This window comes from Aureimonas psammosilenae, from assembly GCF_009176975.1.
GTDB classification, from domain to species: domain Bacteria; phylum Pseudomonadota; class Alphaproteobacteria; order Rhizobiales; family Rhizobiaceae; genus Plantimonas; species Plantimonas psammosilenae.
The window spans coordinates 252,845-274,590 of sequence record NZ_WEZG01000003.1 but is presented as its reverse complement, the minus strand read 5'-3'; the positions used below and the strand labels follow the sequence as shown (position 1 = coordinate 274,590).

Annotated in this window: 17 protein-coding genes; 6 read left to right on the top strand and 11 right to left on the bottom strand. The window is 65.4% G+C overall.

Going from position 1 to position 21,746, the window contains the following annotated elements:
* Positions 1-63 precede the first annotated feature (63 nt).
* Positions 64-3,192: an excinuclease ABC subunit UvrB gene (gene uvrB / locus F9929_RS07990; RefSeq protein ID WP_152046189.1), complete on the bottom strand. Its 3,129-nt coding sequence runs from the start codon at positions 3,190-3,192 to the stop codon at positions 64-66.
* 145 nt (positions 3,193-3,337) lie between these two features.
* On the opposite strand from uvrB, the gene F9929_RS07985 reads away from it, so the two are divergent.
* Both F9929_RS07985 and F9929_RS07980 read left to right on the top strand, forming a co-directional pair.
* A complete protein-coding gene (locus F9929_RS07985; protein WP_152046030.1) occupies positions 3,338-4,549 on the top strand; it encodes an extensin-like domain-containing protein in 1,212 nt (403 codons plus the stop codon).
* Between the two features lie 119 nt (positions 4,550-4,668).
* Positions 4,669-5,301, top strand: a complete 633-nt coding sequence (locus F9929_RS07980; RefSeq protein ID WP_152046029.1) for a PRC-barrel domain-containing protein — start codon at positions 4,669-4,671, stop codon at positions 5,299-5,301.
* Between the two features lie 53 nt (positions 5,302-5,354).
* On the opposite strand, the gene F9929_RS07975 is transcribed toward F9929_RS07980, so the two are convergent.
* From F9929_RS07975 to F9929_RS07965, 3 genes are read right to left on the bottom strand one after another with little or no spacing between them, the layout of a single operon-like run.
* Positions 5,355-5,753, bottom strand: coding sequence for an acyl-CoA thioesterase (locus F9929_RS07975; protein WP_152046028.1), 399 nt, complete (start codon positions 5,751-5,753; stop codon positions 5,355-5,357).
* Entirely contained in the window at positions 5,750-6,676 is a 927-nt protein-coding gene (locus F9929_RS07970) for a DMT family transporter (protein ID WP_152046027.1), read from the bottom strand. Before F9929_RS07970 ends, F9929_RS07975 begins: the two co-directional genes overlap by 4 nt.
* Before the next feature lie 26 nt (positions 6,677-6,702).
* Complete coding sequence (locus F9929_RS07965) at positions 6,703-7,326, bottom strand: glutathione S-transferase family protein (RefSeq protein ID WP_152046026.1); 624 nt, start codon at positions 7,324-7,326, stop codon at positions 6,703-6,705.
* A 184-nt stretch (positions 7,327-7,510) separates the two neighbouring features.
* Between F9929_RS07965 and F9929_RS07960 the strand changes: the two genes are divergently transcribed.
* Both F9929_RS07960 and F9929_RS07955 read left to right on the top strand, forming a co-directional pair.
* On the top strand, positions 7,511-8,716 hold the full coding sequence (locus F9929_RS07960; RefSeq protein WP_152046025.1) for a pyridoxal phosphate-dependent aminotransferase: 1,206 nt from the start codon (positions 7,511-7,513) through the stop codon (positions 8,714-8,716).
* A 5-nt stretch (positions 8,717-8,721) separates the two neighbouring features.
* Positions 8,722-9,396 carry a glutathione S-transferase family protein gene (locus tag F9929_RS07955; protein ID WP_152046024.1) on the top strand — a complete coding sequence of 225 codons (675 nt, stop codon included), beginning with the start codon at positions 8,722-8,724 and terminating at the stop codon, positions 9,394-9,396.
* On the opposite strand, the gene F9929_RS07950 is transcribed toward F9929_RS07955, so the two are convergent.
* The 3 genes from F9929_RS07950 to trxB all read right to left on the bottom strand — a co-directional run bounded on the left by F9929_RS07950 (position 9,369) and on the right by trxB (position 12,777).
* Positions 9,369-10,292, bottom strand: a complete 924-nt coding sequence (locus F9929_RS07950) for a LysR family transcriptional regulator (protein WP_152046023.1) — start codon at positions 10,290-10,292, stop codon at positions 9,369-9,371. The two genes, F9929_RS07955 and F9929_RS07950, sit on opposite strands and share 28 nt — an antisense overlap.
* 567 nt (positions 10,293-10,859) lie before the next feature.
* Positions 10,860-11,756, bottom strand: coding sequence for a LysR family transcriptional regulator (locus tag F9929_RS07945; protein ID WP_152046022.1), 897 nt, complete (start codon positions 11,754-11,756; stop codon positions 10,860-10,862).
* Between the two features lie 49 nt (positions 11,757-11,805).
* Positions 11,806-12,777, bottom strand: coding sequence for a thioredoxin-disulfide reductase (gene trxB, locus F9929_RS07940; protein ID WP_152046021.1), 972 nt, complete (start codon positions 12,775-12,777; stop codon positions 11,806-11,808).
* 436 nt (positions 12,778-13,213) lie between these two features.
* Here trxB and F9929_RS07935 point away from each other — a divergent pair, with 436 nt between their 5' ends.
* Entirely contained in the window at positions 13,214-15,004 is a 1,791-nt protein-coding gene (locus tag F9929_RS07935) for an ABC transporter ATP-binding protein (RefSeq protein ID WP_152046020.1), read from the top strand.
* 93 nt (positions 15,005-15,097) lie between these two features.
* Positions 15,098-15,934 carry a glycosyltransferase family 25 protein gene (locus F9929_RS07930; RefSeq protein WP_193227655.1) on the top strand — a complete coding sequence of 279 codons (837 nt, stop codon included), beginning with the start codon at positions 15,098-15,100 and terminating at the stop codon, positions 15,932-15,934.
* On the opposite strand, the gene F9929_RS07925 is transcribed toward F9929_RS07930, so the two are convergent.
* From F9929_RS07925 to carB, 4 genes are all read right to left on the bottom strand, one after another.
* Positions 15,874-16,935: a glycosyltransferase family 4 protein gene (locus F9929_RS07925; RefSeq protein WP_235919111.1), complete on the bottom strand. Its 1,062-nt coding sequence runs from the start codon at positions 16,933-16,935 to the stop codon at positions 15,874-15,876. The genes F9929_RS07930 and F9929_RS07925 overlap by 61 nt on opposite strands.
* Positions 16,936-16,954: 19 nt before the next feature.
* A complete protein-coding gene (locus F9929_RS07920) occupies positions 16,955-17,545 on the bottom strand; it encodes a Uma2 family endonuclease (RefSeq protein ID WP_152046017.1) in 591 nt (196 codons plus the stop codon).
* Between the two features lie 11 nt (positions 17,546-17,556).
* Positions 17,557-18,030, bottom strand: coding sequence for a transcription elongation factor GreA (gene greA / locus F9929_RS07915; protein ID WP_152046016.1), 474 nt, complete (start codon positions 18,028-18,030; stop codon positions 17,557-17,559).
* A gap of 233 nt (positions 18,031-18,263) precedes the next feature.
* Positions 18,264-21,695, bottom strand: coding sequence for a carbamoyl-phosphate synthase large subunit (gene carB, locus F9929_RS07910; RefSeq protein WP_152046015.1), 3,432 nt, complete (start codon positions 21,693-21,695; stop codon positions 18,264-18,266).
* Positions 21,696-21,746 lie beyond the last annotated feature (51 nt).

Sequence of the window (21,746 nt, the reverse complement as noted above, 5' to 3'; positions counted from 1 at the left end):
AAATCAAGGCAGATATGCTTTTGTTTGTCCGATGTGGATATGAACACGCGATACGGGGGTTATTTACCTTCCAGGCCGCCCCGTCTTCCCCGGCCTCCGCTTGCTCCGCTTCACATCCGCCGGGTCCTCGAACGAGCCGATGCCGATGCGCTCGCGGCGAACCGGTTTGGCGTCTTCGCTGCCGGAGGGCTTTTCGGTGCGGCGCACGGTCATCTCGTCCAGCGTGTTCTTGCGGAAAAGGCTTGTGCCGGTCCCTCGTGGTTCGACAGGTTCACCATGAGGTTCGACAGGCTCACCATGAGGGACGATCCGCTCACCATGAGGGACGACAGGTCCGTCGCCATGAGGGACGTTGGCGTCGCGCCCTTCGAGGGCGCTGGCGTTGCGGCCATGAGGGGCATTGCCGTCGCGGCCATCCGTGGCGTCGCCGGAGCCGGGACGGGAAGGGCGGTTCGGGGTGGGGGTGTCGGTGCCGGGGCCCATGTCGTCCAGCGAGGGCTTCTGGAAGTATGAGCGGCCTTCGTCGGGCTTGAGGCGGGCGGCGAGGGGTTCGCCGTTGGGGCCGAAGCGGGGGTTCTGGCGGTTCGGGCCGGCGGATTTGGCACGCGGGGCCTTGCCGCCGGACGTGCGGGTGGCGCGGCCGGTGCTTCCCGTCTGGTCGTCCACGAACATCGAGACCTCGCGTTCGCGCGCCATCGGGTCGGCACCGATGGCGAGTTCCGTCGCCTGAAGGCGCTTGATCTCGTCGCGCAGGCGGGCGGCGCGCTCGAAGTCGAGATCGGCGGCGGCGTCGCGCATGTCCTTTTCCAGATGTTCCAGATGGGCGCGCAGGTTGTTGCCGACCATCGCGCCCTCCGACGCGAAGTTGCCGGCTTCGACGCGGACGTGATCCTTCTCGTAGTAGGAATCCAGAATATCGGCGATGCGCGCCTTCACGCTCTGCGGCGTGATGCCGTTCGCGACGTTATAGGCCACCTGCTTGTCGCGGCGGCGGTCCGTTTCGGCCATGGCGCGTTCCATGGAGCCGGTGATGCGGTCGGCATAAAGGATCACCTTGCCATCGACGTTTCGCGCCGCGCGGCCGATGGTCTGGATCAGCGAGGTTTCGGAGCGCAGGAACCCTTCCTTGTCGGCGTCGAGAATGGCGACGAGGCCGCATTCGGGAATGTCGAGACCTTCGCGCAGGAGGTTGATGCCCACAAGCACGTCGAAGGCGCCGAGGCGAAGATCGCGGATGATCTCGATGCGCTCCAGCGTGTCGATGTCGGAGTGCATGTAGCGCACGCGGATGCCCTGCTCGTGCAGATATTCCGTCAGGTCCTCGGCCATGCGCTTGGTGAGCACCGTGCAAAGGACGCGGTAGCCCTTGGCCGTGGTTTCGCGGATTTCGCCGAGAAGGTCGTCCACCTGGGAGCGCGCCGGGCGCACCTCGACCGGCGGATCGGTGAGGCCGGTCGGGCGGATCACCTGCTCGGCGAAGACGCCGCCGGCTTGTTCCAGCTCCCAGCGGCCCGGCGTGGCGGAGACCGCCACCGTCTGCGGGCGCATGGCGTTCCATTCCTCGAAGCGAAGCGGCCGGTTGTCCATGCAGGAGGGCAGGCGGAAGCCGTATTCGGCCAGCGTCGCCTTTCGGCGGAAGTCGCCGCGATACATGGCGCCGATCTGCGGAATGGTGACGTGGCTCTCGTCGATGAAGACGAGGGCGTTGTCGGGCAGGTATTCGAACAGCGTCGGCGGCGGGTGGCCGGGCTGGCGGCCGGTGAGATAGCGCGAATAGTTCTCGATGCCGTTGCAGGAGCCCGTCGCCTCGATCATCTCGATGTCGAAGGAAACGCGCTGCTCCAGCCGCTGCGCTTCCAGAAGGCGGCCGGCCTTTTCCAGTTCGGCGAGGCGGTGGCGAAGCTCCTCCTTGATGGATTTGACGGCCTGCTGGAGCGTCGGGCGCGGCGTGACATAGTGCGAGTTGGCGTAGATCTTCACCGACTTGAGGTCGTCGGTCTTCTTGCCGGTGAGCGGGTCGAATTCCTGGATCGCCTCGATCTCGTCGCCGAACAAGGAGATGCGCCAGGCGCGGTCTTCGAGGTGGGCGGGGAAGATCTCGATCGTGTCGCCGCGCACCCGGAAGGAGCCGCGCACGAAGTCCATGTCGCGGCGCTTGTACTGCTGGGCCACGAGATCGGCGAGAAGCTGGCGCTGGTCGAGCCGGTCCCCCACCGTCATGGCGAAGGTCATCGCCGTATAGGTCTCGACCGAGCCGATACCGTAGATACAGGACACGGAGGCGACGATGATGACGTCGTCGCGCTCCAGCAACGCGCGGGTGGCGGCGTGGCGCATCCGGTCGATCTGCTCGTTGATCGAGGATTCCTTCTCGATGAAGGTATCCGAGCGCGGCACATAGGCTTCCGGCTGGTAGTAGTCGTAGTAGGAAACGAAATATTCCACCGCGTTGTCGGGGAAGAAGTTCTTGAACTCGCCGTAGAGCTGGGCCGCGAGCGTCTTGTTAGGGGCGAGGATCAGCGCGGGGCGCTGCGTTTCGGCGATCACCTGCGCGACGGAAAAGGTCTTGCCGGAGCCGGTGACGCCGAGCAGCACCTGCGTCTGGTCGTGGTCGTCGCGGATGCCCGACACGAGATCGCCGATGGCCGTCGGCTGGTCGCCGGCCGGCTCGAACTCCGACACGACCTTGAAGGAGATGCCGCCTTCCGACTTGTCCGGCCGGGCGGGGCGGTGCGGCAGCCACATCTCGCCGTTCTTGAACAAGGGATTGCCGGACTCGATCAGCGCGGACAAAGCCTCGACCGTGGCGGTGACGCCCGACTGGGGCAGGGCGGAGGCGTCTTCCAGCGAGACGTTCATGCCGGCCACGGGGTTGAGGCCGGCGCGGGCGCGGGCTTTGGGGTCGCTGGCCACGCCCATGGAGGTGCCGCGCGACGTCTTGCCGGCGCTCTCGGTCTTCTTCGCCTTGGGCTTCGTTTCGGCCTTCACCGTGTTCTTGGCGGCGGCCTTCTCGGCTTCGACTTCCAAATCCTGCGCGATCTGGTCGGCCCAGCCGGACACCGGGCCGTCGAGAGGCGTGCCTTCGAACTCGGCCTGCGGCGCTTCGCCGAAGCCGCCGTGGAGCGACTCGGAAGCGTCGGAATAGTCGAGGATCGGCGAGCGGCGGGGCTGCTTGGAAGCGTCTTTGGCCATGCGCCGAATATGGAGAACGAAACGCGAAGGAGAAAGGGGGAGGAGCGTCGCATTCGCGCCGTTCACCATCCGCTAACCATCCCGCACCTATTCTCCGCCTGTCCGCTCGAGTGCCGCGGCTTTTGCAGTGCAGGAGGCCACCCCCATGAGTTTTCGCGTTGGTGGCTTGCCGATGATCGTGTCCGTCGCCGCATGTGTGGCGGCGACGGGCGCCATGGTCGCTTCCGCCAAGGACGTGGACAAGTCGATCCTCACCGGCTCCACGGCGAAATATGTCTGGGGCGGCAGCGTTCCCGATCTGCCGAAACCCGGCGAGAAGGTCGTCTACATTCCTTCCATCGGCCTGAACGGCGAGAAGCCGGTGCCGATGGTGCAGGATTTCGTGCAGGCGCCCTATGTCGCCGGCATCGAGCCGCCCAAGCCCCATGCGCCGGTGATCGTCGCGCCGGGCGAGGAGATCGAGGAAGGCGAGGGCCGCGAAACGGCGGGCGAAGTGGACGAGCCGCCGGTTCCCGCCGCCAAGCCCGATAGCAAGATGGCCAAGGCCGAGCCGCCGTCGCTGCCCAAAGCCCGTGATGTCGGCAAGCGGGAAGCCGTTGCCGCCTATGCGCCGCCGCGCGAAGCGGAGGAGGACCCGTGGGAGGGCCTGAAGACGGTCACGCCGGGCCTGACGCCGAGAAAGAAGGCTTCCACCCGCGACCTGCCGAGCTACGCTTCCCTGGAGCCGATGCCGTCCGCGCGCAGCCGGGTCGATAGCAACAATCTGCCTGGGCGCGGCGCGCTGGAAGACGAAACGCCGACGGGCTACCAGTCCATGCCGAAGGGCGAGGCCATGTGCCGGGCGGCGCTGAAGAAGCTCGGCGTGCGCTTCGTGGACATGGCCTCGATCTCGCGCGGCCGAAGCTGCGGCATCGACTTTCCGGTGAAGGTGACGGAAATCTCGCCGGGCGTTGCGATGAAGCCGGTCGGCGTCCTCAACTGCATGACGGCGCTTCGCGTGTCGCAATGGGTGTCGAACGAGGTGAAGCCGGCGGCGCAGTCGAACCTCTCCAAGAAGCCGGTGGCGCTCTTCAATGCCTCGTCCTATCGCTGCTCGCGCATCGCCGGCACGCGGACCGTCAGCGAGCACGCCTCCGGCAACGCCATCGACGTCGCGGGCTTCCAGCTCGCGGACGGCTCGAATTTCGACGTACGCAAGAAGGGTGCCTTCGCGTTCGGCGAAAAGAACTTTCAGGCCAAGGTGCGCCAGAGCGCCTGCCGTTACTTCGGCACGGTGCTCGGGCCCGGCTACAATCGCGACCATGCCGACCACTTGCATCTCGACCTGAAGCAGCGGCGGCGCGGCGTCTGCAAGTGATCGCGCTGCGACGATAAGCATCGCCGACTGCCGAAAACATCGGGGAACGCGGCCCGGATGGTCGTGTTGCTTCCTGCACATGCCTTCATCGGCGTGCCGACTTCGCAGGAGGCGAGACAATGACCAACACACTCATCCGGGCCATGCTGTTCGGATCGGCCCTGACCCTTGCCACGGGCGCCTTCGCGCAGGAGCACAATCCGAGCGGCGAAGCGCCCGTTGCCAATACGGGCAGCACCGCGACCTCCGGCACGCGCGCGGAAGACCTGAAGGGCCAGTTCGTGGAGAAGCTGGAGCCGAACCACATGATGGGTTCGACGCTGATGGGCGCGACGATCATGGGCGCCGACAACCAGCGCATCGGCACGGTGGACGACATTCTGCTCGATCAGGACGGCAAGGTCGCGGCGGTGACGACGGATGTCGGCGGCTTCATCGGCATCGGCGCCAAGACCATCGCCATCCCGGTCGGCTCGTTCCAGTTCGTCACGGCAGAAGCGCCAGCCGGCAACAAGCCCGAGAACAACCAGCAACCCGGCACCGGCCAGAACCCGGCCGGCATCGGCGGAAGCCAGCCGCCGGCGGGCGGGGACGTGACGGCAAGCACGACGCCCGCGCCGAAGCAGGGCGGAACGGATGCAGCGTCAGGCGGACCGAAAATCCAGGGCCAGACCGGCAATCTGGACCATATCCAGGTGACCTACAGCCGCGAGCAGCTTCGCAACGCGCCCGAATTCACCGAGGCCGAATAACGAGTTCACCGTGGGCGCGAGCGACTTTCCTCCTCGCGGCCACGCCATCGTTCTCACTCGGGAGGAATTTCGCGGGGGCTGCCGGTTTCGTCGAGCGCGACCATGACGAGCGTTCCTTCCGTCACCTTGACCTTCGTGCGGGTTAGGTGGCGCTGCGCCCAGGCTTCCACGGCAACCGTCACCGAGGTCCGCCCGACGCGCTCGATCGACGTATAGACCGCCAGGACATCGCCGATCTTCACCGGCTTGCGGAAGCTGACACCGTTGATCGCGACGGTCGCCACGCGACCGCCGACGCGCTCGTTCCCCCGGATCGCCGCTGCCAGATCCATCTGCGCGACCACCCAGCCGCCGAAGACGTCGCCATCGGCATTGGCATCCGCCGGCATCGCCTGAAGACGCATGGTCAGTTCGCCCTTCGGTGCTTCGTCTTCCTCGCCATCCGTGGTCATCGCTCGAACTCCTGCGTCCTGCCTTCGCTCGGCCGTGTTTGCGACAGTGCCATCGGCCAGCGCAAGGGGACGAGTTCCACTGCCAGCATGGCGCAGAAGATCAGGGCGCAGCCGCCATAGCCGATCGGCGTGATCCGTTCGCCTAGGAAGATCGCGCCGAAGAGAGCCGCGAATACCGCTTCGGACGACAGGAAGATGGCCGCCTGCGGCGCGGTGGTCCATCGCTGGCCGACAGTCTGGAGCGTGAATGCGAGGCCGGCCGAAATGCAGCCGCCATAGAGAATCTGCTTCCAGACGAGCGAAACGGCGGCCGGATCGACGGTCTCGAACGCGGCCGTTCCCACCGTCGCGAGGAAGGCAGACACGGCGAACTGGACGAAGGACAGGGTCAGCACCCGGCCGCTGCGGGACGCGAAGGCGCCGACAAGGACGATCTGAAGAGCGAAGCCCGCCGCCGCCACGATCGTCAGCCAGTCGCCGCGTCCGATCGCATCCAGCCGCCCGCCGGCCGCCAGAAGGAGACCGAACAAGGAAAGGAGCGAGGCTGGCCAGACGATCCAGTGCGGCTTGCGGCGAAACAAAAGAAGCGCGACGGCCGGCGTCATCACGACGTAAAGGCCGGTGAGGAACCCCGAATTGGTGACGGTGGTGGTGAGGATGCCGAACTGCTGAAGAATGGAGCCGGCGAAAAGCATCGAACCGCAAAGCGCGAAGCCGATAAAGTCCGCGCGGTCCAGGGGCCGAGCGGCCCGGCGCATTTCCCACAAGGCGAGCGGCGCAAGCGTTGCGGCCGCGAGCACGAAGCGCGCGGCCGTGTAGGTCCAGGGACCGATCGCCGACATCGCGCTGGATTGCGCGACGAAACCCATTCCCCAGACGGCCCCGGTGAGGAGCAGAAGGAGATTGGCCTGAATGCGGGTCATGCGACGGCGGTCCTCTGGAGCGTCGTTCAGGACGCCCTTTCCGGCAGCCAGTTCATCGGCTGGAAGCCGGGCAGGGCAACGACGCGGCGCAACCAGTTCGCGACGCCGGGAAAGGCGTCGAGATCGAAGCCGCCTTCGTCGGCGACGTGGCTGTAGGCGAAAAGCGCGAGGTCCGCGAGGCTGGGCGCATTGCCGGCCAGAAACGGCGTTTCCTTCAACTGCCGGTCCATGATGGAAAGCGCCGCCTCACCGCCCTTCAAGGTGGCGTCGAGGCGCTCGGGCGTCGCCTGCGCCTTGCGGCCAGGGTAAAGGAGAAGGGCGCGGCGCACCGCGATGAAGGGTTCGTGGCTGTATTGCTCGAAGAACAGCCATTCGAACATCTTGGCGCGCTCGAACGGGTCTTCGGGCAAGAAGGCGGTGCCCTCGCCGAGGTGAACCAGCATGGCGTTGGATTCGGCGAGGAAGCGCCCATCCTCGAGCTGGAGGAGCGGCACCTTGCCGTTCGGGTTCTTGGACAGGAACTCCGCTGAACGGGTTTCGCCCGCTTCCGAGTTCACTTCCACATGAATGAAAGACCGGCCGAGAAGGGCGAGCAGCAGGCGCGGCTTGTAGCAGTTGCCGGAATCCAGCCGTCCATAGATGGTGAGCATCGCCCTGTCTCCTCGCCGAATCGTGTCGCCCATCTTGCGCATGAGGAGCGGGCAAGGCCAATTCGCGAAACGGATCGGCTTCATCACGAGATTTGATGAGGTCGCGGCACTCACGCCTTGCGTGATGGAACCGCCCGAACTAGACCGGGCCGTTTTCATCGAACCGGAAGTCCGGAGCCGCACCATGGCCTTTCTCGCCTCCTCGCTCGATCGCGTGAAGCCCTCCGCCACGATCGCCGTCAGCCAGAAGGCGCGCGACCTGAAAGCCAAAGGGCGCGACGTGATCGGCCTCGGCGCGGGCGAGCCGGACTTCGACACGCCCGACAACATCAAGCGCGCGGCGATCGAGGCTATCAACCGGGGCGAAACCAAGTACACCCCGATTTCCGGCATTCCGCAGCTTCGCGAGGCGATCTCCAAGAAGTTCAAGCGCGAGAACAATCTCGACTATTCTCCGGCGCAGACGATCGTCTCGACGGGCGGCAAGCACGTTCTGTTCAACGCCTTCATGGCGACGCTGAACCCCGGCGACGAGGTGGTGATCCCGGCGCCCTATTGGGTGAGCTATCCCGAGATGGTGTCGCTGTGCGGGGGAACGCCTGTCGTCATCGAGACGCGGCAGGAAGAGAACTTCAAGCTGACGGCCGAGGCGCTGGAGCGCGCGATCACGCCCCGCACCAAGTGGTTCCTGTTCAACTCGCCCTCCAACCCGACGGGCGCGGCCTATACGCGCGACGAGGTGAAGGCGTTGACCGACGTCCTCCTGCGCCATCCCCATGTCTGGGTGATGACCGACGATATGTACGAGCATCTCGTCTATGGCGACTTCACTTTCGTCACGCCCGCCGAGGTGGAGCCCTCGCTCTATGATCGCACCATCACGATCAACGGCGTGTCCAAGGCCTATGCCATGACTGGCTGGCGTATCGGCTATGCCGGCGGCCCGTTGGAACTGATCAAGGCGATGGACATGATCCAGGGCCAGCAGACCTCCGGCGCCTGCTCCATCGCGCAATGGGCGGCGGTGGAAGCCCTGAACGGCACACAGGACTTCATTCCGAAGAACCGTGAGATTTTCCAGGGCCGGCGCGACCTCGTCGTGTCCATGCTGAACCAAGCGAACGGCCTCGAATGCCCGACGCCGGAAGGCGCGTTCTACGTGTACCCGTCCTGCAAGGGGCTGATCGGGCGCAAGACGGAGGCCGGCAAGGTGATCGAAACCGACGAGGATTTCGTGTCCGAGCTTCTGGAAGCGGAAGGCGTCGCCGTGGTGCACGGTTCGGCCTTCGGTCTCGGGCCGAACTTCCGCATCTCCTACGCCACCTCCGACGCGCTTCTGGAAGAAGCCTGCAACCGCATCCAGCGCTTCTGCGCTTCGCTCCGGGCCTGATCGCGATGGCGGCCGGCCGACTGATCATCGGCTCCAAGCGCTATTCGTCCTGGAGCCTGCGCGGTTGGCTGGCGGTTCATCTCGCCGGCCTCGAGGTGGAAGAGGTGGTGATCCGGCTCGCCGGGGGCGCGACGCCGGAGGTGAAGAAGCAAACGCCGGCCGGCTTCGTGCCTTATCTGGAGCACGATGGCGCACGGGTCTGGGACTCGCTCGCCATCTGCGAATATTGCGCGGAGATCGCGCCGGGTCTCTGGCCGCGGGACCGTGTTCGCCGCGCGGCGCTGCGCAGCGCATCGGCCGAGATGCACAGCGGGTTCCGGGCCCTCCGCCAAACCTATCCGACGATCATGGGCGGGATTGCCAGCCCGGCCGCGCGCGACGCCGTCGCCAATGCGGATGCCTCAAGCGACATCGCGCGGATCGTCGCCTTATGGGACGAACTCTTGAGCGCCAGCGGCGGGCCGTTTTTGCATGGGCAGGCGATGGGTGTGGCGGACGCGATGTTCGCGCCGGTCGCGACGCGCTTTCGCACCTGGGCGATCGAGGTTCCGGAGAAGGCCGAGGCCTATGTGACGGCGATCCATGGCCATCCGCTGGTGAAGCGCTGGTTCGCGGAAGCGGCCGCCGAGCCGGCGGAATGGCGCATCGAGGCTCACGAGGCGAAGCTCAGCGGCGCGTGAGCCGAGGCTTCGATCTCGCCCAAGATCCAGTCGCGGAAAAGCCGGATCTTGGGCACGTTGCGCCGGGCTTCGGGATAAACCAGGAAATAGCCGGCGATATCGCCGCGCCCGAGAATGTCGAAGGGCTGCACCAACTGGCCGGACGCGATTTCGGACTGGAAAAGGTGCGGGTTGAGAATGCCGACGCTTTTGCCCACGAGCACGGCGCGCCCTTCCAGAAACTGCGTGCCGAAGCATGAGGTCGGCGGCAGGGCGCGCGCGACGCTGGTGACACCGGCCTTCTCGAACCAGATGCTCCACCACGGATCGGTCGCGTCGAAAAGACGGTAGCGCAGGAGGTCGGCCGGGCCCGACAGGCCGCCCATCTCGGCCAGAAGCCGGGGGCTCAGCATGGGCGTGAAGACGCTTTCCACGAGAAGATGGGAAACGAGGCCGGGCCATTGGCCGGAGCCGGCCCGGATCACCACGTCGATGTCCTCGCTCTGGAAATCGGAGGCGTTCATCGTCGCGTCGAGGCGCACGGCCAGATCGGGATTGGCGCTCTGGAAGAGGCCGATGCGCTGCATCAACCACTGCGCCGCGAATGTCGCCTGGCTCTTGATGCTGAGAATTCGGGACGTGCGGTCCTGCATGGTGTCGAAGGCCGCCGACATGCGCTGAAAGGCGTCGGTGAGGGCCGGGGACAGGACGCGCCCGGCTTCCGTCAGCTCGATCGACCGGGCCTTCCGCAGGAAAAGCGGCTGCCCGACGCGCTCTTCCAGCACCTTGATCTGATAGCTGGCCGCCGCCTGCGTCATGCCGAGTTCCTCGGCCGCGCGGGTGAAACTGAGGTGCCGCGCGACCGCCTCGAAGACCCGCACGGCGGCAAGTGGCGGGATGTCGTGAGTGCTTCGCATAAGGCCTCCTTATGCCAGATGATCGATCTTTAGTTGGCTCCAAACGCGCTGGGAAGGCAATCTCGGGTCATCGGCGCAAGGCGCTACCCATCAGAGATAAAGACGATGTTCGGGTTCGATCGATCTGTCCGCTGGCGGAGCCTTCTGCCGGGCGTGGGGATGCTTGTCTCCATCGTGGCGAAGATGGAGGGGCGCAGTCGGTGTACAGCCCTCGATCTCGATGACGCGCCGCATTGGCTTTACCGCGACCTCGGATTTCGGGACGGTAAGCCGACCGAGGCCGAGATGCGGCGTCCGCCTGAATGGCCGGACGGGAATGCTCGGTGAAGGCCGTCAGTGCCGAGGCTTCGAAAGGGCCAAAAAAAAGCCGGGCTCAAGGCCCGGCGGAATAGGGCGCCATAGGCAACCCTTGGGAGGAAACGGCCGGAACGGAAATGGATGGGAGGAATATCCAACCGTAGCCCGACTGTCCCTGAACCCTACCACGCTGATCGGCCTTCACCATATGCATTGCAGCATGCCTACCATGCAGGCAATGCATGGCTGTGAATGACGTATAGGCAGGTATCAGAAGGACCAAGTCCGGGCTTTGGAAATCAGAAAATCCCGGAAAACCTGGAGTTTGGCGGAGTTCCGCAACTGCTCGGGGTAGCAGAGATAGGTGTCGAAGGTCGGCATCTCGATCTCCGGCAGCACCTGAACGAGCTTGGAATCCTTGTTGATCATGTAGTCCGGCAAAAGGCCGATGCCGATGCCGCGCTCGATCGCCGAGCGCACGGACATGAGATTGTTGATCTGCAGGATCGAGGAACGGGTCTGGCCATCGGCAAGGCCGACGGTTTCCAGGGCGTTCAGGCTGCGCAGATAGGTCGGCGCCGGCTCGCCGAAGGTGATGAGCCGATGCCGGTCGAGGTCCTGCGGGCTCTCCGGCGTGCCGAAGCGCGCGAGATAGCTGGCGGCCGCATAGACATGAAGATGCACGGTGAAAAGGCGGCGCTGGATGAGGTCCGGCTGCTGCGGCTGGCGCAGGCGGATGGCCGCATCCGCCTTGCGCATGGTCAGGTCGATTTCCTCGTTGTCAAAGACGAGCTGGAGTTCGAGTTCGGGATAAAGTTCGAGAAACTCCTTGGCGCGCTCCGTCAGCCAGCCCGAACCGAGGCCGACCGTTGTGGTGACGCGCAGCTTGCCCGTCGGCTTCTCGCGCGTTTCGGTGAGTTGCGCGCGCACCATTTCGAGGCGCTTCAGCACGTCCGTCGCCGTTTGGAACAGGATCTCGCCTTGTTCCGACAGAACGAGACCGCGCGCGTGGCGGTGGAAGAGCGGGGCTCCGATCTCCTGTTCCAGCGCCGCCACCTGCCGGCTGATGGCCGACTGGCTGAGATTCAGGGCGTCGGCCGCGTGCGTGAACGAGCCGGCTTCCGCCGCCGCATGAAAGATGCGCAGCTTGTCCCAGTCGAGCGCCATCTCCTCCGATCCCCCCTCGCGCTCCCGGCGAACCGGGAGGGTGCGTTTCCTATTCGGCCGCTTCGCGCAGCTCTTGCATTTCGGTGGCCGCCAGGAAGCGCTCGGCTTCCAGGGCCGCCATGCAGCCGAGGCCCGCCGCCGTCACCGCCTGACGGTAAACGTCGTCCGCGACATCCCCCGCCGCGAAGACGCCTTCCACCGAGGTCCGTGTCGAGCCGGGCTCCACCCAAAGATAGCCCGACGACTTCTGCCGAAGCTGGCCCGTGAATAGTTCCACCGCCGGCGCGTGGCCGATGGCGACGAAGACGCCGTGAACGGCCCGCTCGCTGGTTTCGCCGGTGATGCGGTTCTTCAAGCGAATGCCGGTGACGGACTTCATAGGCTTGGTGTCGCCGAGAATCTCGTCGATCTCCGTGTTCCACACGACCTCGACATTCGGCTGCGCTTCCAGACGATTGCGCAGGATGCGCTCGGCCCGGAACTCGTCGCGCCGGTGCACCACGGTCACCGATTTGGCGATATGCGAAAGGTAGAGCGCTTCCTCGACGGCTGTATTGCCGCCGCCGACCACGACCACGTCCTTGTTGCGATAGAAGAAGCCGTCGCAGGTGGCGCAGGCCGAAACGCCGAAGCCCTGGAAGGTCTGCTCGGACGGCAGGCCGAGCCACTTGGCCTGCGCGCCCGTCGCGATGATCAGCGCGTCGGTGGTGAACACCGCACCCGAATCGCAGCGCAGCCGGAACGGCCGGCGGGACAGGTTGGCCTCCACCACAAGGTCGTTGATCATCTCGGCGCCGACATGAAGCGCTTGGCGCTTCATCTGCTCCATGAGCCAGGGGCCCTGGATGGCATCGGCGAAGCCGGGATAGTTCTCGACATCGGTCGTGATGGTCAACTGGCCACCTTCCTGAAGGCCGGCGACAAGAACGGGCTTCAGCATGGCGCGCGCGGCATAGATCGCCGCCGTATAGCCGGCCGGGCCGGAACCGACGATCAAAAGGGGGACGTGGCGCTCGGTCATCACCGCCTCACTGGATTGGCTGCTGCCGCAGGTGGCTGCGCAACGACAAAGGTTCAAGACTTCAATACTGGACGCAAGCAACGCGAACAAGCGCGCGTTGCAGGAAAGCCACAGGCATATTCTTAATCGAGATGGTCTTGCCATCCTGAAAACAGCAAGGCATGGTTGCGCAGCCTTCGGCGAATAACCGCGAACCTGAGGAGGGCAGCATGACCAATATGTTCAAGCTTTCCGCCTTTGGCGTGGTTCCGGCTGGCATCTCTCCGCGTGGAGAGGTCGGCCTCGGCTCCGGCGCCCGAGTTTAACTCGGCCCCCTGAGTGTTCGCTTTCCGGCTGTGCCGGATCGATTTCCAAGCTTCAGACTGAACTGGCGCCGCGATGCGGGGGCCCTTCGTCATCGAAGCATGAAGGCAGGCGCTTTCGCGCCGACAGATCCATGACCGATCTCAAGGACAACAAGCAGGGCGGCGCCCTGCGGGGTGTTTTCCGCTTCACTTTCGCGAACTGGCGCGAGGAGCGCGGGCTCGTGGTCGTCGTCGCCGGGGCGATCTGCCTCGCGACGCTGGCCGACATCCTGGTGCCGATCTTCGCCGGCCGCATCATCGACTCGCTCGCCCCGGGCAATGGCGGTGATATTGCCACCGCCTGGCGCGCGTTGGCGGCCATGGCCGCGCTCGGAGTGGGCTTCCTTCTGTTCCGGCACATCTCGTGGTGGACCATCTCGATCTTCACTCTTCGCGTCATGCAAAGGGTGGGATCGCGAGGCTTCGCGCGTGTCCAGCACCTTTCGACGGATTGGCACGCCAACGCCTTTTCCGGCTCGACCGTGCGGCAGATCACGCGGGGAATGTGGGCGCTCGACATGATGCACGACACGCTGCTCGTGGCGCTGCTGCCGTCCGCGGTCGTGCTGGTGGGAACCGTCGCGCTCCTCGGCTGGCATTGGCCGGCGATGGGGCTCGTGCTCGGGCTCGGCGCGGCGATCTATATCGCGTTGACCGCGACGCTGACGCTGCGCTGGGTCGCCGAGGCGGCCCGACGCTCCAACAAGGAGGACACGAAGGTCGGCGGCGTTCTTGCCGACGCCTTGTCCTGCAACGCCGTGGTGAAGGCCTTCGGCGCGGAGGAGCGGGAAGAAGAGCGGCTGGGCGGCGCGTTAAATCGCTGGAAGGCGCAAACCTGGACGACGTGGCGGCGCGCGACCTGGAACGGCACGTTGCAGGCGACGGTGCTGTGGGCGATCCGCATCGCCATCACGGCGCTCGTGCTCGTCCTCTGGTCGCGGGGAGAAGCCTCGCCCGGCGACGTCGCCTACGTGCTGACGACCTATTTCGTGCTGCACGGCTACCTGCGCGACATCGGCCAGCACGTCATGAACCTGCAGCGTTCGGTGAACGACATGGAGGAACTGGCGGAACTCGACGCGCTGATGCCCACGATCCGGGACCGGCCGGCGGCGAAGGCGCTGGCGGTCGATCGCGGGGAAGTCCGCTTCGACACCGTGACCTTCCGTTATGGCGCGCATGCGACGCCGCTCTACGACCGGCTGTCGGTGACGATCGAAGCCGGGCAAAGCGTCGGGCTCGTCGGTCATTCGGGATCGGGCAAGACGACCTTCGTCAAGCTCATCCAGCGGCTCTACGACGTGACGGACGGGCGCGTCCTGATCGACGGGACCGACATCCGCGATGCGACGCAGCGCTCGCTGCGCCGACAGGTGGCGATCGTGCCGCAGGAATCGATCCTGTTTCACCGCAGCCTGTCGGAAAACATCGCCTATGGACGCCCCGGCGCATCGAAGGCCGAGATCGAGGCGGCGGCGCGGCTCGCCTCGGCCGACGGCTTTATCGAGCGCCTGCCGCAGGGCTACGAGACGCTTGTGGGCGAGCGCGGCGTGAAGCTGTCGGGCGGCGAACGGCAACGTGTGGCGCTGGCGCGCGCTTTCCTTGCCGATGCGCCGATCCTGATCCTGGACGAGGCGACGTCGAGCCTCGATTCGGAATCGGAGGTGGCCATTCAGGAGGCGACCGCGCGGCTCATGAAAGGGCGCACGTCGCTGGTGATCGCCCACCGCCTTTCGACGGTGCGCTCGCTCGACCGCATCCTCGTCTTCGACCGGGGGCGGATCGTGGAGGATGGCGACCACAAGAGCCTGATCGCGCGGGCCAACGGGCGTTACCGGCAATTGTCGGAACTCCAGTCGGTCTCCTTCCTCGCGGCCGAATAGAAATGGATCGGGGCTGGCGCGTTGCCGGCCCCGTTTCGTTTGAGGTACGAAGTCGCCGGCCGGATGGAGGCCGCCGGGAGAACGCAAGTGACGTTGAGCGAAAGGGACGGCAGGAAGGCATCGACGCCGACCATCCGCTTCATCAATCTCGACCGTGCCACCGAGCGATGCCGGTTCATGGAAGAACAGGCGCATCGGCTCGGTCTCCATTTCGAGCGTGTGCCGGCCGTCGCGGCAGCGGATATCGCGGCGGATAAGGCGAGAGCATTGAACCATGCCTGGGAGCGCCCGCTGACGCCGGCCGAACTCGGCTGCTTCCTATCCCATCACACGATCTGGCTCGACGTGGCGCGAGGAAAAGCGCCGGTGCTGGTGCTGGAAGACGACGTGATGCTGTCCGCCCGCCTCGCCGAATTCCTGCCGCTTCTCGCCGGACTGCCGGACGCTGACTTCCTCAACATCGAGAGCTTCGACCGAAGGCGCTTCGTGGCGCGGCATTCAAAGGCTCTGGCGGAAGGTCTCGCGGCGGTTCGGGTGTATCGCGACAAGTCGGGTTCGGCCGCCTATCTCCTTTGGCCGAGTGGGGCGCGGAAGCTTTTGCGCAAAGCCGAGCGCGGGGCGGCGCCGGTGGACGCCTTTCTGCACGGTCTGCGCTCGCTCCTATCCTGGCAAAGCGAGCCGGCGCTGGCGATGCAGCTTCACCTTCTCGAAGCGCGCGGGGTCGCGGTGCCGATCCCGTCCGGTTCGTCCATCCAGACACCGCGAACCCGGCTGCCGTGGCGATGGGCGAACGCGGCTTTCCACGCCCGGCGGCTGCGAACGCAGGGGCGACTTGCCTGCGATCATCTGATGCGGCTGTTCGGCCGGCGCTATCGGCGCGTCGACATCGCGGAAGGTGACTTCTCAGCTTCCGACCAGAGCCCGCGATAAACCGCTTCGATCTCGTCCGCTTCGCGTTGCAACGGGAAACGGGATCGGACATGGGCGAGGGCGGCGCGCCCCGCTTCGGCACGCAGCGTCGGATCGGCCATGAAGGGCTCGATGGCGGCGGCGAGCACCGCCGCATCGCCGACAGGCACGACCCGGCCCGTGATGCCGTCCAAGACGAGTTCGTTGAAGGCCCCTGCATCGCTGGCGACGACGGGCGTTCCGGATGCCATGGCTTCCAGCGGCGTCAAGCCGAAGCCCTCGTTGCGTGGTGGGGCAACATAAAGGTCGAAGCGACGGAACCAGGGGGCGACATCCTCCACCTCGCCGAGGAAGAGAATGCGGTCGGCAAGACCAGCGGCTTTCGCTCTTTCGATGAGGTCGCTTTGGAAGGAGGAATGCTCGGCTGTCGCGCGACCGGTGACGACGGCGGTCCATTCGGGAAAGCGCGGCAGAAGGGCGATCATCGCTTCCACGAAGAGGTCGGTGCCCTTCTGGTGGCGGATGCGGCCCGAGCAGCCGACGACGAGGCGGCTGGGTAGGGCATCCGCGACCGGGCCGTCCGGGCCGAAACGGTCGAGATCGATGCCGTGGAGAACGACGCTCGCCGGGCGATGAAGAAAGGCGGCGCTGCGGGCGCTTGTGGCGATCACCGCGTCCATGCGCGAGATCAGGAAGCGCGTCCACCCGGTATGATGGCGCTGCGCGGCCGAGGTGAAGACGAGGCGGAGCGGCATGCGCAGAAGGTCGCGCATCACGATGCCGGGCAGCATCTCGAGGTTGCGGCGCGCATGCCAGATGCGGAACGGGCGGGTCGCCGGCCGTTTCCAGAACCGGAGAAGATCGCGGAAACGCAGTTTCGGCAGATGGGAAGGCAGGCCGGGTCCGAGCGCCGCGATGCGCAAGATACGCGCTTGCAGCGGCACGAGTTGGACGATCGTCGATGTCACGCCGGAAAGCCGCCGCTTGAAGTTCGGCGCGACGACTTCGGTCTCCGAAGGCAAGGGGAGCGAGTTCAACGAGTCAGGCAGGGGGATTATTCGGCGACTCGAACAGGCCAGTGCCTTCGTAGATGCCAGCGAGCGAGAGAACGAATGAACCGTCGCCGAGTGTCAGCGAAAGGTCACCTTCGAGGATATCGGGTTGCTGGATCAGGCGGCCGTCGCCATCGCGCAGCCAGACACTCGCCCGCATTTCCGATTGTGAAACGCAGATATACTGTCGAACAGTCGGCACGCTGTCGTAGTCCCGAACCTTCTGCGTCTGATCGTACCATCCGGTCGATTTCGACAGGACTTCGAAGATCACAGCCGGTTCGGATGCATCCAGCGCGGCAGGATCGAACCGACCACAGTCGATCATAACGTCCGGGTAACGGGAATTTCCCGTTGCCGGGATCGGCACGCGCAGGTCGGAACCGAACGGCAGACAGGAAGAGCCGCGAAGCATGGGCCGTAGAAGGGCGATGAGGTTGGCGGCGATGAGCGCCTGAGCACGGGTGCCGCCCACCATCATGACAGCCTGACCGCTTACGAACTCGTGGCGTCGTTCCTGGCCATTTTCCCAGGCCAGGAACTCCGTCAATGACCAGCCGTGACTGCGGGCCTCGCTCATTGCAGCGGTTCTCAGCCCCAGCGCAGTTCGAGGATTTCGTAGGATTTGGCGCCGCCTGGCGCGGTGACTTCCACCGTGTCGCCTTCACCCTTGCCGATCAAGGCGCGAGCGATGGGGGAGGAGATGGAGATGCGCCCTTTCTTCACGTCGGCTTCCTGGTCGCCGACGATCTGGTAGGTCTTCTCTTCTTCCGTGTCCTCGTCGACGAGCTTCACGGTGGCGCCGAACTTGATCTTTTCGCCGGACAGCTTGGTGACGTCGATCACCTCGGCGCGCGTCGTCAGGTCCTCGAGCTCGGAGATGCGGCCTTCGTTCAGGCTCTGCGATTCCTTCGCCGCGTGGTATTCGGCATTTTCCGACAGATCGCCATGCGCGCGCGCTTCGGAGATCGCCGCGATGATGCGCGGGCGCTCTTCCTGCTGGCGTCGGCGGAGTTCCTCACGCAACTCCTCGAAGCCCTGGCTCGTCATCGGAATTTTTTCCATGCCTCACCCTCGAATGCCGACCGTGGCCGGCAGTCCCTTCTCGTTCCGGTCGACCGCCGCGGATGCGGCCTGTCGCCAATAAAAAACGGCTCCGGACAGATAAACCGACCGGAACCAACCAATTCATGTGCGCCACTGGCTGGGAAGCGCGTGCGGGATGATGATGCGCCGGCCGGCCCGTGTCAAATCGGGATGTTCGCCACCAATTTGGGCAGCGAAATGCCGCGCCGTGATCAGGCGGCGCGGAAGTAGGACTGGAGCGAGCGCACTTCAAGGCCGCCGGCCTTCAAGGCGGCGATGGCTTCCGCCGCCGCCACCATTCCCGCGACCGTGGTGTAATAAGGCACCTTGTTGATCAGCGCGGCACGGCGGAGCGAACGCGAATCGGAGAGCGCCTTGGCGCCTTCCGTCGTGTTGAGAACGAGCTGGACCTGCCGGTTGCGGATGGCGTCCTCGATATGGGGACGCCCTTCCAGAACCTTGTTGATCTTCTCGGCGGCGATGCCGTTTTCCTGAAGGTGGCGTTGCGTGCCGCCCGTCGCGATGATCCGGAAGCCGAGTTCGGCGAGACGGCGCACGGGCGCGATCACGCGGTCCTTGTCGCCTTCCTTCACCGACACGAAGACGGTGCCGGCCATCGGCAGTTCCACGGACGCGCCGAGCTGCGATTTGGCGAAGGCGACCGCGTAGTTGTGGTCGAGGCCCATGACCTCGCCGGTGGAACGCATCTCGGGGCCGAGAAGCGTGTCAACGCCGGGGAAGCGCGCGAAGGGGAACACCGCTTCCTTCACCGCGATGTGCTTCAGCGCGCGCCAGTCGGCCGGGCCGCCGTAAGCCGCGAAGGCTTGGCTGAGCGTTTCGCCGGCCATGATGCGCGAGGCGACCTTGGCGATCGGCGAGCCGATGGTCTTGGCGACGAAGGGCACCGTGCGGGACGCGCGCGGGTTCACTTCGAGGACGTAGATGACATCGTCCTTTACCGCGAACTGAACGTTCATCAGGCCGACGACCTTCAAGGCGAGAGCCAGCTCGCGCGTCTGACGCTCGATCTCGGAAACGATAGCGTCGGACAGGGAGTGGACGGGAAGGGAACAGGCCGAATCGCCGGAATGGATGCCGGCCTCCTCGATATGCTCCATGATGCCGGCGACAAAAGTGTTCGTGCCGTCCGACAGGCAGTCGACATCGACCTCGATCGCATCGGTCAGATAGCTGTCGATCAGGACCGGCGACTTGCCGGAGACGACCACGGCCTCCGTGATGTAGCGCTGGAACTGCGCGTCGCCGCGCACGATCTCCATCGCCCGGCCGCCGAGGACGTAGGAGGGACGGATCACGACGGGATAACCGATGCGGTCCACGATCAAACGCGCCTCGTCCGCCGAGCGGGCGATGCCGTTGTTCGGCTGGCGGAGATTCAGATCGTTCAGAAGCTTCTGGAAGCGGTCGCGGTCTTCGGCGAGGTCGATCGCGTCCGGCGAGGTGCCGAGAATCGGGATGCCGGCTTGTTCGAGGGCGTTGGCGAGCTTCAACGGCGTTTGGCCGCCGAACTGCACGATGACGCCGTGCAGCGTGCCTTGGCTCTGCTCGACGCGCAGGATTTCCAGAACGTCCTCGGCCGTCAGCGGCTCGAAATAAAGGCGGTCCGACGTGTCGTAGTCGGTCGAGACGGTTTCCGGGTTGCAGTTGATCATGATGGCTTCGAAGCCCGCATCCTTCAGCGCGAAGGCGGCGTGGCAGCAGCAATAATCGAACTCGATGCCCTGGCCGATGCGGTTCGGACCACCGCCGAGGATCACGACCTTCCTGGCATTCGAGACGTCCGCTTCGGAGCGCACCGCGCCGGCGAAGGGCCGCTCATAGGTGGAATACATATAGGGCGTCGGCGACGCGAACTCGGCCGCGCAAGTGTCGATGCGCTTGAAGACCGGATGCACGTTCGCCTGTTCGCGGCGGGCGCGCACCATGCGCTCGTCTTCGCCGGAAAGCTTGGCGAGGCGGGCGTCGGAGAAGCCGGCGGCTTTCAGGAAGCGGAGGTTCTCGGGATCGTTCGGCAGGCCGTGTTCCTTCACGCGGGCCTCGAGATCCACGATCATCTTCAGCTTGGCGATGAACCAGGGGTCGATGCGGCAGGACTGGAAGACCTGTTCTTCCGAGGTGCCCATGCGAAGCGCCTGCGCCACCATGCGCAGGCGATCGGGCGTCGGCGTGCCCAGCGCCGCGCGGATGGCGTTCTTGTCGTCGCCTTCGCCAAGGCCCGGAATGGCGATCTCGTCCAAGCCGTCGAGGCCGGTTTCAAGACCGCGCAGGGCTTTCTGGAGCGACTCTTCGAAGGTGCGGCCGATGGCCATGACCTCGCCGACCGACTTCATGGCCGTGGTCAGCGTCGGCTCGGCGCCGGGGAACTTCTCGAAAGCGAAGCGCGGGATTTTGGTGACGACGTAGTCGATGGTCGGCTCGAAGGACGCCGGGGTCGCGCCGCCGGTGATGTCGTTGTCGAGTTCGTCCAGCGTGTAGCCGACTGCGAGCTTGGCCGCGACCTTGGCGATGGGGAAGCCGGTCGCCTTGGAGGCCAGCGCCGAAGAGCGCGACACGCGCGGATTCATCTCGATGACGACGAGGCGGCCGTCTTCCGGGTTCACCGCGAACTGGACATTGGATCCGCCCGTCTCGACGCCGATCTCGCGCAGGACCGCGATCGCGGCGTTGCGCATGATCTGATATTCCTTGTCGGTCAGCGTCAGCGCCGGGGCGACGGTGATGGAGTCGCCCGTATGGACGCCCATCGGATCGACGTTCTCGATGGAACAGACGATGATGCAGTTGTCCGCCTTGTCGCGGACGACCTCCATCTCGTATTCCTTCCAGCCGAGCACTGATTCCTCGATCAAGACTTCCGTCGTCGGCGAGGCGTCGAGGCCGCCTTCCACGATCTCGAAGAATTCCGAGCGGTTATAGGCGATGCCGCCGCCCGTGCCGCCCATGGTGAAGGATGGGCGGATGATGGCGGGCAGGCCCACATGGTCCAGCCCTTCGGCGGCGGCGGCCAGAGCCTTCGTCATGTAGCGCTGCTTGCGGTCGCTTTCGCCCACGCTCCATTCGGCGTCGAGGCTGGCGAGTGCGGCTTCCCGCTCCGCGCCGTCCTGCATCGAGGCGACGATGCCGGCGCGGCGCTCTTCATGCGCGCGCTTGTCGGCCTTCTTGGCGTCCGTGGCGTTGGCGAGGAAGCTTTTGGGCGTCGCCAGACCGATCTTGGTCATCGCCTCGCGGAACAGGGCGCGGTCCTCGGCCTTGTCGATGGCGACCGCATCGGCGCCGATCATCTCCACGTTGTATTTGTCGAGAACGCCCATGCGCTTGAGGCTGAGGGCGGTGTTGAGGGCGGTCTGGCCGCCCATGGTCGGCAGGATGGCGTCGGGGCGCTCGGCCGCGACGATCCGGGCGACGACTTCCGGCGTGATCGGCTCGATATAGGTGGCATCGGCGAGATCGGGATCGGTCATGATCGTCGCCGGATTGGAATTGACGAGGATGATCCTGTAGCCTTCCTCGCGCAGCGCCTTGCAGGCCTGCGTGCCGGAATAGTCGAATTCGCAGGCCTGACCGATGATGATCGGTCCCGCGCCGATGATCAGGATCGATTTCAGGTCGGTGCGTTTCGGCATGTCGTCGTTTCCTGCGCGAGAAAGCCGGCCGCCGAGTTTTCCTCGCGACCG